Below are 10,836 nucleotides of genomic sequence, written 5' to 3'. Positions count from 1 at the left end.
CGGCCCGCCTCCGACCGTCCCGCCCCTCACGCGCGCGGCACTCCGCCCCTCCGGCGTGTCCTCCGTCCGGCGCGTCCCCCGCGTGCTCCGCCCGTCCCGGGCGTCGTCCGTGCGGCCCGTCGGGAGGGTCGACCCGGGGGCGGACTTCTGCTTCCATGTCCCCCTGGCCACGCGGGAGTTGGAGGCATTCAATGCTCGGTCGCACGCTGGTGGCCCTGGTTCTGGCCGCTGCGCTCCCCGCACCTTCGACGGCCTTCTCCGCGCCCGTCGGCACCGCCGCCCCGGCACCCACGCCCTCGCCCTCGCCGGTGACCGCGACTCTCCCGACCTCCGGACCGACCGCCGCGAGCGGCTCGCTGTCGGTGCTCAGCTACAACGTCGCCGGGCTGCCCGACCTGTTCAACAACGGCGATCCGGCGACGAACACCCCGCTCATCGGGGCGCGCCTCGACCCGTACGACGTGGTGCACGTCCAGGAGGACTTCAACCACCACGCCGCGCTCTACGCGGCAGACACGCATCCGCACCGCACGCCGACGAGCGGCGGTGTCCCGTTCGGCAGCGGACTGAACTCGCTCGCCCATCTCCCTTACGACGTGGGCGACTTCGAGCGGGTGACGTGGCAGGACTGCTCACTCGGTTCGGGTGACTGCCTCACGCCGAAGGGCTTCACCTACCAGCGGCTCCGGCTGGCCGAGGGCGTCTGGATCGACCTCTACAACGTGCACGCGGACGCGGGGGTGGAGCCCGGTGATCTCGCCGCGCGACGGGCCAACCTGGCGCAGCTCTCCGACTTCATGCGCACCCGGTCGGACGGCAGCGCGGTGCTCGTCCTCGGCGACACCAACACGCGCTACACCCGATCCGGGGACACCATCGCGGATCTGGTCGCGGAGAACGGCCTGACCGACGCCTGGGTGGAGCGGGTCAGGGGCGGCACCCCTCCGGCGCCCGGCTCACCGGCGCTGGCCTGCGACGACGCCGCGGTCACCGAGGAGTGCGAGGTGGTCGACAAGATCCTGTACCGGGGCAGCAAGCACCTCGCGCTCACCGCGACGGACTACCGCAACGACAACGCCGCCTTCCGCGACGCGGCGGACCGGCCGCTGTCGGACCACTATCCGATCGCTGCGGACTTCACCTGGCGGGTCGAACCGTCGTTCCGGATGAGCGAGCGTTTCGGCGGACCGCACGGTGACCACTTCAACGACCTCAACAGGGTCACCCCAGGTACCCGAGCGGTCCGGCTGTCGCTGCGGGCGGGCGCACGGGTGGACCGGATCGGGCTGACGCCGGCCGAGGGGCCCGAGCTCTCCCATGGCGGGAACGGCGGCACTCCCGTCTCCCTCACGCTCGGCGCGGACGAATACGCCACCTCACTCCACCTTTGCCAAGGCAAGCGGAATGGGCGCACGCGCATTTTCTCGGCACGGTTCACCACAAGTTCGGGTCGCACCCTCTCCGGCGGAACACCGACTTCCGATTGCACCACCTTCACCGCGCCGCCCGGCTGGGCCATCGCCGGATTCCACGGCCGCTCGGGCAGCGAACTCGACAAGGTCGGCGTGCTCCACACCCGGCAACGGTAGGAAAACGGAAGCCTGTTGCAGGCGACAGTCGGGTACGGCCGAGCCGCGCGGACAACCTGCCAGGGGCACCGCGGACACCCGGCGCGCCGGCCTCCGGTGCGCCGACGTACCGGTGTGCCGCTCGCCGGCCTCGTCGACCCGACCCGGTCCGAACTGGCCGAACGCGGCTCAGCGGCCCTTTCGTGCACTCGCTCCGTAAGCCGGGAGATACGCCCGGCGAAAAGGCCACGACGCCTTATCGCGAGAAAGGTTGTCGAAGAAACGATCACGAATGGGCAACACTCCCCCACTGCCGCACAGTGACATAGGCCACACGGAAAGCAGAGGCGTCGTGGGCAACTGCCCCGGCGTGCCCGTTTTGACCGATGCACGACAGCTCAAGGCCCACTTCCACCTCGGTCAACCCTCCTGACAGGGCGTTTAACTCGGCTTTACTGTGCTGGTCTGCCGAGCCGCGCCCCACCGCAGCGCCGGCCCTTTTCTCTTTTTGCTTGTTTGCCGTCACCGACCACGAAGAGGTCATGCATGCGTATCCGCCGTGCCGTCGCGACAGCCGCTGCGACAGCCGTCATAGCCCCCGCCGCCCTGCTGGCCGCGTCGGCCGCCCACGCGACGGAGAGCACCGACTCCCCGTCCGTCAGCGAGTCCGCCGACCCGGCGCCGACCACTGACGCGCCGGCGCCCGAGGACGAGAAGACCGCCGAGCCGGAGACCTCCGAGTCCGCGGGTGAGCCGGCGGGTGAGGACGAGATCCCCGAGGGCGACAAGGCCACGGACGAGGAGTCCGAGGCCGGCACCCCGGGTGAGGGCTCGACGGACGAGGAGAACAAGGACGACGAGAAGCAGGACGACGAGAAGGACGAGAACAAGGACGAGGACGGCAAGGGCGAAGAGGGCAAGGACGAGGACGGCAAGGAGGACGAGGGCAAGGACGACGGCACTCGTCCCTTCGAGTGCGAGGTAGACGAGAACGGCGAGGAGGTCTACCAGGTCAGTGACAGCCTGAAGACCTCGCTGGGCGGCCTGCCCGACGCCGTGGTGGCGGGCTCCGGCTGGAACACCTTCCAGCTCCAGATGCACAACAGCGGCAAGGCCACCATCGACGGTGTCGCGCCGTTCGTCGCGGTGTGGGCGGAGACCGAGAAGCACGTCTTCTTCGACGAGTTCTCCCTCCAGGCGTACGACGCCACCAGTGACCAGTGGCGGACCGTCAGCGACGACCTCGGCTCCGGTGGCTACTTCACCCAGGTCTCACTGAAGGCCGGCGAGAAGCGCACCTTCCAGCTGCGACTGAAGGTCGACGCCTCCGTCCCCTACTCGCTGGGCATCGCCATCGGCGCCGGTGAGTACACCACCGCCGACGGCGGCTGCTGGGTCTCCCACGACGACAACGAGTGGGTGTACTTCTTCGACGTCCTGAAGGAGGGCTCGAAGCCGGAGGAGAAGCCGGGCGAGGCCAAGCCCAAGCCGCAGACCGGTGGCAAGAAGCCGATCGAGGCCGACAAGGTCACCGAGGTCGAGGTCACCGGCGAGCTGGCGCAGACCGGTTCCGACTCCAACCTGCCGATGTTCGCCCTCGCGGGCGCGGCTGCCGTCGCCCTCGGCGCCGGCGCCATGTTCGTCGTCCGTCGCCGTCGCTCCGGTGACGACACGGACGCCACCGCCGCTGCCTGAGGTCAGCGCGGACAGCACACCTGACACGTGTCCGGGCCCGCTCCCCCGAGGGGGACGGTGACCCTGCCCCGTGCGTGACGTCGGCCCCCGAGACCGGTTCCGGTCCCGGGGGCCGGCGTCGTTGTGCGCGGGGCCGAACACTGCCCGCCGGGCTCCGGCCGGCTCCCGGCACCCGGCTCCCGGCCGCACGTCCCCTCAGCATCGTCCAACTCCCCTGGTGTGCACGGACGGTGACTGACGCACGAACCTTGTCAGTCCAGCGGATGCCGCCCTATGCTCACGGACAGAAAGCGCTTTCTCCTGGGCAAGGGACGGTCCCGGTGGAGGCGGCCGCCGCAGCACCCGCTGCGGCTTCTCCGCACGAGCCGCCACCGATCCGGTGCGGGAGCGTGACGAAGGACGTCGACGCGCCATGGGACGAAGGACACCCACCGGCGCACCCGCGGCGCCCTGTTCGTCATGGTTTCGACGGCGACGGCGGCTGGTGACGGCGGCTGGTCGGACCGTCGGCTTCGACGTCCGCCGTCCGCCGTCCGCCGTCCGGGCGGCACCGTCCCTCCGACACCACCCCACACCCCAGGCAGCACGACCGGTTGAGCAGACGGGAGCGCACGGCCTCAACGGGCCCACCGCGGGTCCGAACCATCCCGAACGTCCGGGCAACGGCGGTCCCACCGACCCGGCACACCTTCCAGGAGAGCACCCCCACCGGGCCGACAGCGGCCTGCCCACGCGGCGGGCCCGGCATTCGCGACGGCCAGGCGCAACGATCGCGATATGCATAAGCAACGCCCAGCATCCGAAGACGAAAGGTGACACCACGATGAGACGACCAGTCGCAGTGCGACTCAGTGCGGCACTGGCCACCACGGCCATCGCCGTCGTGACCGGCGCGGTCCTGACCGTGCCCGAGGCCTCGGCGGCGGCCGGTTCCGCCACCGGCTACGCGAGCCAGAACGGCGGCACCACCGGCGGCGCGGGCGGGCAGACGGTCCGCGCCACCAGCGGAACCGCCATCCACACCGCTCTCTGCACCCGGGCGAGCAGCAGCACCCCGATCACGATCCAGGTCGAGGGGACCATTAACCACGGCAACACCAGCAAGGTCTCCGGCGACAGCTGCAACACCGCCGCGGACAGGATCGAGCTCAAGCAGATCAGCAACGTCACGATCGTCGGGGTCGGCCGCGGAGCCGTCTTCGACCAACTGGGAATTCACATCCGCGAAGCGAAGAACATCATCATCCAGAACGTGACCGTGCGGAACGTCAAGAAGTCAGGCTCCCCCACGTCCAACGGCGGTGACGCCATCGGCATGGAGAGCAGCGTCCGCAACGTCTGGGTCGACCACGTCACCCTGGAGGCGTCGGGCGGGGAGTCGCAGGGGTACGACGGCCTCTTCGACATGAAGAACAACACCCAGTACGTGACCCTGTCCTACAGCATCCTGCGCAACTCCGGCCGCGGCGGTCTCGTCGGGTCCAGCGAGAGCGACCGCTCGAACGGCTACGTCACGTACCACCACAACCTGTACGAGAACATCGACTCCCGCGCCCCCCTGCTGCGCGGCGGCATCGGCCACATGTACAACAACCACTACAAGCGGCTGAACTCGTCCGGCATCAACTCCCGCGCCGGGGCCCGCGCCAAGGTGGACAACAACTACTTCGAGGACTCCAAGGACGTCCTGGGCACCTTCTACACCAACGAGGCCGGCTACTGGCAGGTCAGCGGCAACACCTTCGACAACGTGACCTGGTCCAGCCGGGGCAGCGAGAACAACCCCGCGGGCCCGAACCCGCAGTCCAACACCACGGTCGGCATTCCCTACTCCTACAGCCTGGACGGTGCCGGCTGCGTGCCGGCGATCGTGAGCCAGACGGCAGGCGCGAACAAGGGCCTGCGGGAGTCGGACGGCAACTGCTCGCCGCAGAACCCCGACCCGACCCCGACGCCCACCGACCCCGCCCCGACGCCCACCGACCCGACCCCGACGCCCACCGAGCCCGGCGGGACCAACCTCAGCATCGGGGCCGGCTCCGACGGCTCCAGCAAGGCCTCCGGCACCAGCTACGGCAACGTGCGGGACGGCGACATGAGCACCCACTGGTCACCGGCCGGCTCGACCGGTGCCGTCTCGATCAAGTGGGGCTCCGCCACCGCGGTGTCCATGATCGACATCCGTGAGGCAGCGGGTGCCGAGGGCAACATCGGCTCGTGGCGGGTCCTCAACGCCGACACCGGTGCGGTCCTGAAGTCCGGCGAGGGGGCCGGCGTCATCAGCTTCGCCAAGACCTCGCTGCGCAAGATCACCTTCGAGATCACCAGCTCCAGCGGCACCCCGAAGGTCGCCGAGTACGCGACCTACACCGGCTAGTCACCCTGCCGCCGTCCGTTCGGGGCCGACGTCCCCGGTCCCGGACGGACTGCGGCAGCAACAACGGCAACGGCAACGGCAACAAACGGCACGAACCGGTCCCGGGCCGGCGCCCCGGGCTCGGGGCGCCGGCCCCAGCGGTGCGCAGGCCCGGGCCTGTGGCGGGGCGGCGGTCAGTCCATGAGCTTCGGCGGTACGGCGGGGATCGGCAGGATGGGGCTGCGCAGCGCGCCGAAGGCGTCAGCCGGTACCGCGGGGGACTTCGGCTCCACCGCGGCCAACCGCACGTAGTCCGCGCCCTGCTCGGGACGGGCGTCGGCGTCGCCCTTGTTGGGCCACAGCGACATGGCGCGCTCGGCCTGCGCGGTGATGGTCAGCGACGGGTTGACGCCGAGGTTCGCCGAGACCGCCGAGCCGTCCACCACCGAGATGCCCGGGTGGCCCCAGAGGCGGTGGTAGGGGTCGATGACGCCCTGCTCGGGGTCCGCGCCGATCGGGCAGCCGCCCAGGAAGTGAGCGGTCAGCGGAGTGCCCATCACCTCACCCACGTTGCTGCCGGCGAAGCCGTTGATCTCCTCGGCGAGCTTCGCGGCCGCCGCCGCACCCTGCGGAATGTGCACGGGGTTCGGCGCGCCGTGGCCCTGCTTCGCGGTGAGCAGTCCCCTGCCGGGCCGCCTGCTCCTGCGGAAGGTGGTGAGCGAGTTGTCGTGGGTCTGCATCACCAGACCGATGATCACGCGCTCGGACCACTTGCGGTTGGAGAGCGACCGCATCAGCAGCACCGGGTGCCGCACGCACGTCACGAGGTGGGCGAGCAGCCGGGGCAGCCTGCTGTGGGGCCGCACCTGGAGCGTCGTCAGGCTGCCCATCGCGTTGGACCCCTTGCCGTACCTGACCGGCTCGATGTGGGTGTTGGCGTCCGGGTGGATGGAGGAGGTGATCGCCACCCCCCGGGTGAAGTCCAGCGTGGCGTCCTTGCCGTGCTTCGCGCGGTAGCGGCGGCTGATGGTCTGAGCGCCCACCAGTGCCTCGGAGTTGGTCCGGGTGAGGTAACCGAGTCGGGGTGACAGGCGCGGCAGGCGGCCCTCGTCGCGCATGCGGTGCAGCAGCGTCTGGGTGCCGTAGGTGCCGGCGGCGAGCACGACCCGGCGGGCGGTGAGCACCCGGGGGCGGCCGCGTCGCCTGCCGGTGGACCGCGTCGTCACCCGGAAGCCGTCGTCGCCGTCCTCCTCGACGGCGGTGACGGTCGTCATCGGGTGCACGGTCGCGCCGGCCTTCTCCGCCAGGTACAGGTAGTTCTCGTTGAGGGTGTTCTTCGCGCCGTGCCGGCAGCCCGTCATGCACTCGCCGCACTCCGAGCAGGCGCTGCGGGCGGGGCCCGCGCCGCCGAAGTAGGGGTCGGGGGCCTCGCAGCCGGGTGCGGCGGTGACCTTGCCGTCGGCGTCCTTGCCGTCCCCGAAGAAGACGCCCACGGGGGCGAAGTGGAAGGTGTCCCCGACGCCCATGCGCTCGGCGACCGCCTTGAGGTGCACGTCGGACGGTGTCATGGTCGGGTTCAGCCGCACCCCCAGCATGCGGCCGGCCTGCTCGTAGTGCGGGTGCAGCTCGTCCTGCCAGTCGGTGATGCCGCTCCACTGGCGGTCCTTGAAGAACGGCTCCGGCGGCACGTAGAGGGTGTTGGCGTAGTTCAGCGAACCGCCGCCCACACCGGCGCCGGCCAGGATCATCACGTTGTTCAGCAGGTGGATGCGCTGGATGCCGTACAGGCCGAGCGCCGGGGCCCACAGGTAGTTGCGCAGGTCCCAGGAGGTCTTCGGCAGGCTCTCCCGGGTGAACCGGCGCCCGGCCTCCAGCACCCCGACCCGGTAGCCCTTCTCCGTGAGCCGCAGCGCGGACACCGAGCCGCCGAAACCGGAGCCGACGATCAGCACGTCGTAGTCGTACCCGTCCGGGCCCGCGCCGGGGGGCCGGCGCCGGGCGGAACCATGCTGGGACACGGGGACCTCCGAGGAGAAGTACGGACGGGCGGAACGCGTCGGGCCGGGAGTACGGGCGGGGCGGCGGACAACGGGCGGGGGCGGCGGGCCGGGTGGCGGTCAGCGGAAGCGGAGCAGTTTCAGCGCCTTCAGCGAGCGGGTCATGAACGCGGCGTAGCGCTCGTCGTCCATGCCGAGCGACGGGGCGAGCGGCAGCAGCCGCTGGTGGGCGATGGTCTGCGCCTCGGTGTACTTGAGGATGCCCTCCGAGCCGTGCCGCCGACCCAGCCCGGAGTCGCCCATACCGCCCATCGGGGACGCCACGCTGGCGTAGGCCGCGGCGTACCCCTCGTTGATGTTGACGGTGCCGCTGCGCAGCCGGGCGGCGATGGCGTGCGCGCGACGGGCCGAGGTGGACCAGACGCTCGCGTTGAGGCCGTAGGGCGTGCTGTTGGCCTGCGCGACGGCCTCGGCCGGGTCGGTGAAGCGGTACACGGACACCACCGGGCCGAACGTCTCCTCGGTGCAGACGGCCATCGGCTTCTCGACGCCCTCCAGTACCGTCGGCTCGTAGAAGAGCGGCCCGACGTCCGGTCGGGGCCGGCCGCCGGCGAGTACGGTGGCGCCCTTCTCGACGGCCTCCGTCACGTGCCGGGTCACGTTCCGCAACTGGGCCTCGGAGACGAGCGAGCCCATGTCGGCGCCGTAGGCCAGCGAGGAGCCGAGCCGCACGGCCTTCGTGCGGGCCACGAAGCGCTCGGTGAACTCCTCGGCGACCGCCTCGTGCACGTAGAGCCGCTCGATGGAGACGCACAGCTGGCCGGCGGAGGAGAAGCAGGCCCGGACGGCGCCGGCGGCGGCCTTGTCGAGGTCGGCGTCGTCCAGCACGATCATGGCGTTCTTGCCGCCGAGTTCGAGGGAGCAGCCGACCAGGCGGACGGCGGCGCGCTGGGCCACGTCCCGTCCGGTGCGGGTGGACCCGGTGAAGGAGACGTAGTCGCCGTGGTCGACCACCGCGGGGCCGATGACCGGCCCGTCACCGAGCACGATCTGCCACAGCGCGGCCGGCAGGCCGGCCTCGACGAGCAGCTCCCGGGCCCACAGGGCGGTCAGCGCGGTCTCGGTGTCGGGCTTCGTGACGACCCCGTTGCCGGCGACGAAGGCCGGCAGCACGTCGCCCACGGACAGCTCGAACGGGTAGTTCCAGGGCGCCACCTGCCCGATGACCCCGCGCGGCTGGCGCAGTTCCTGGGTCCGGGTCAGGCCGGGGATCGCACCGGCGTGCCGCTTGGCGCGGAGGTAGGCCGGTCCGCGGCGGCCGTAGTGCCGGGCGCTGACGGCGACCGACTGGACCTCCTCGTGGGCGTGCAGCCTGGCCTTGCCGGTCTCCAGCTGGATCAGGTCCAGCACCTCGCGCTGCCGCTCCAGCACCAGGTCGTGGAAGCGCAGCAGCACCGCCGCGCGCTCCCGTACCGGCCGGGCCGCCCATTCCTGCTGGGCCTCGCGGGCCCGAGCGAAGGCCTCGGTGACATCCTCGGGAGCGGCCAGCGGCAGATCGGCCAGCTTCTCCCCGGTGAACGGCGCGTGGCAGGCGGTCGTGCCGGAACCGGGCACGTCGCGGGTGAGTCGGGTGATCAGCTCCGGGGTGACCACGTCGGCTGCGGTGCGGGCGCCGGGAGGAGTGGGCGCCACCGGGTTGCTGTCCTGCGGGGTCGTCATAGGGCCGAGCGTAAGCCCGGCAGCCCGGCCGTGGGTACCCGTCGGTAACCAGTTTTCCCGCCAATCTGCCAGCGAACACTGGCAGGGACGCTCCCGCTCCCGGCCGTGTCCGCCCGGCGCGGAACGGACGGGCGGGGCGACCGCGCGGGACGGCGTGGCACGGGTGGCGCGGCACCGCCTCGCGGCGTGGGTGACCGTCGCCGACGCGTCAGCCGGTGGCGCGGTAGGTGTCGACGATCTGCGAGAAGTGGGCGTCGATCTCCGACTGCCGGCTCTGCGGGCCCCGGACCAGCACCACGTGGTACCGGCCGCCCAGCACCATCGCCCGGTTGCGCAGCACGCGCTTCTCACCTCCGCTCTCCCAGGCGAACTCGCCCTCCGCCATGGCCGTGTCCCCCACGGTGATGCTGCGCACCCCGCTGACCGTCTTCCAACCGTTGCTCTCCCGGTAGGCGGCCAGTTCCGGCTGGTCGGTGAGCTGGTAGGCGCGCGGGTCGCTGCCGTAGCGGTCGGTGCTGTCCCGGCCCGGGACCACGATCACCTCCAGGCCGCCCTTGCTGTACCGCACCTGCCCGCCGCTGGTCTGGCCCCGTGCCCAGCCCTCCGGAATCGCGATCGAGAACCCGGACGGGTCGTCCCGCATCGTGTAGCCCTCGGGCGCCACCCCCGGCTGCCCGGACTGCGGAGTGCTGTCGCCGCCGGGCGTGTCCGACGGCGGGGGCTTCGAGGCCTCGTCCTCCGGAGGGGCTTCGTCCTCCTCGGCGGCGTCGTCCTCCGGAGGGGCCGACGGCTGCTGCGGGGGCGCGGCGTCGCCGGGCTCGTCGCTCACCGACCCGCGCTGGTTGCCGCTCTGCCCGGTGCTGTCCGCCTTCGGCAGGAAGGCCATCGCGTAGACGACCGCCCCGACGAGGCCGAGCAGGACCAGGCCGAGCAGCATGCGGCCCAGCCGTTGCGGCGTGTGGGCCCGCTGCGCCCTGCGGTGGCGGCGCCTGGCGACGTGCACCGGCTGCTTCTCCGCGCGGCGCCGCCTGACGAGCTCACCGCGCCGTCGCAGGATCGGCAGCCGTCGCGGGTCGGTCCGCCCACCGGCCTCCAGCAGCGGCTGCGCGGTGACGGTACGCCGGCCCACCTCGGGTTCCGGGGCGGACCTGATGATGGACCGCAGCCAGCCGCTGAGCTCCTCGAACTGGGTGCGCTCGGTCGGGTCGGACCGCAGCAGCGACTCGATGACCGGACGCAGCGCCCCGCACTCCTCGGCGAACGCGGGCGGTTCGGCACACACGCACTGCACCAGGTCGGCGACGCTCTCCTCGGGGTAGGGAGCGTGCCCCTGGACGGCCCGGAAGAGCAGCGCGCCCAGCGCCCACAGGTCGGCCGCCGGCCCCACCGGCGGCGCCAGCCGCCAGTTCTCGTAGACCGGTCCGGCCTGCTCCGGCGCCCAGCGCTCGGTGACGGCGCCGACCATCGTCATGCGGGCCTGCCGGGCGCGTTCCGCGGCGAG

At 71.7% G+C, this 10,836-nt stretch carries 7 protein-coding genes; 3 read left to right on the top strand and 4 right to left on the bottom strand.

What is annotated here, in order from left to right:
- The first annotated feature begins 191 nt into the window (after positions 1-191).
- Entirely contained in the window at positions 192-1,589 is a 1,398-nt protein-coding gene (locus tag ACYVE9_RS07570) for a jacalin-like lectin (protein WP_461026956.1), read from the top strand.
- Positions 1,590-1,854: 265 nt separating this feature from the next.
- Here the strand turns inward: ACYVE9_RS07570 and ACYVE9_RS07565 are convergent, their stop codons facing one another.
- Positions 1,855-2,112 carry a hypothetical protein gene (locus ACYVE9_RS07565; RefSeq protein ID WP_461026955.1) on the bottom strand — a complete coding sequence of 86 codons (258 nt, stop codon included), beginning with the start codon at positions 2,110-2,112 and terminating at the stop codon, positions 1,855-1,857.
- Positions 2,113-2,114: 2 nt separating this feature from the next.
- Here ACYVE9_RS07565 and ACYVE9_RS07560 point away from each other — a divergent pair, with 2 nt between their 5' ends.
- Together ACYVE9_RS07560 and ACYVE9_RS07555 are read left to right on the top strand one after the other, a co-directional pair.
- Positions 2,115-3,263, top strand: coding sequence for an LAETG motif-containing sortase-dependent surface protein (locus ACYVE9_RS07560; protein WP_461026954.1), 1,149 nt, complete (start codon positions 2,115-2,117; stop codon positions 3,261-3,263).
- 823 nt (positions 3,264-4,086) lie between these two features.
- On the top strand, positions 4,087-5,640 hold the full coding sequence (locus tag ACYVE9_RS07555) for a pectate lyase family protein (RefSeq protein ID WP_461026953.1): 1,554 nt from the start codon (positions 4,087-4,089) through the stop codon (positions 5,638-5,640).
- A 173-nt stretch (positions 5,641-5,813) separates the two neighbouring features.
- On the opposite strand, the gene ACYVE9_RS07550 is transcribed toward ACYVE9_RS07555, so the two are convergent.
- The 3 genes from ACYVE9_RS07550 to ACYVE9_RS07540 form a co-directional block, all read right to left on the bottom strand.
- A complete protein-coding gene (locus ACYVE9_RS07550; protein WP_461026952.1) occupies positions 5,814-7,637 on the bottom strand; it encodes an FAD-dependent oxidoreductase in 1,824 nt (607 codons plus the stop codon).
- A 99-nt stretch (positions 7,638-7,736) separates the two neighbouring features.
- On the bottom strand, positions 7,737-9,335 hold the full coding sequence (locus ACYVE9_RS07545; protein WP_461026951.1) for a succinic semialdehyde dehydrogenase: 1,599 nt from the start codon (positions 9,333-9,335) through the stop codon (positions 7,737-7,739).
- A 208-nt stretch (positions 9,336-9,543) separates the two neighbouring features.
- Positions 9,544-10,836: serine/threonine-protein kinase (locus ACYVE9_RS07540; RefSeq protein ID WP_461026950.1), on the bottom strand; the 1,293-nt coding region annotated here is incomplete at its 5' end.

Source organism: Streptomyces sparsus, assembly GCF_054776295.1.
This window is presented reverse-complemented; position numbering and strand designations above follow the sequence as displayed.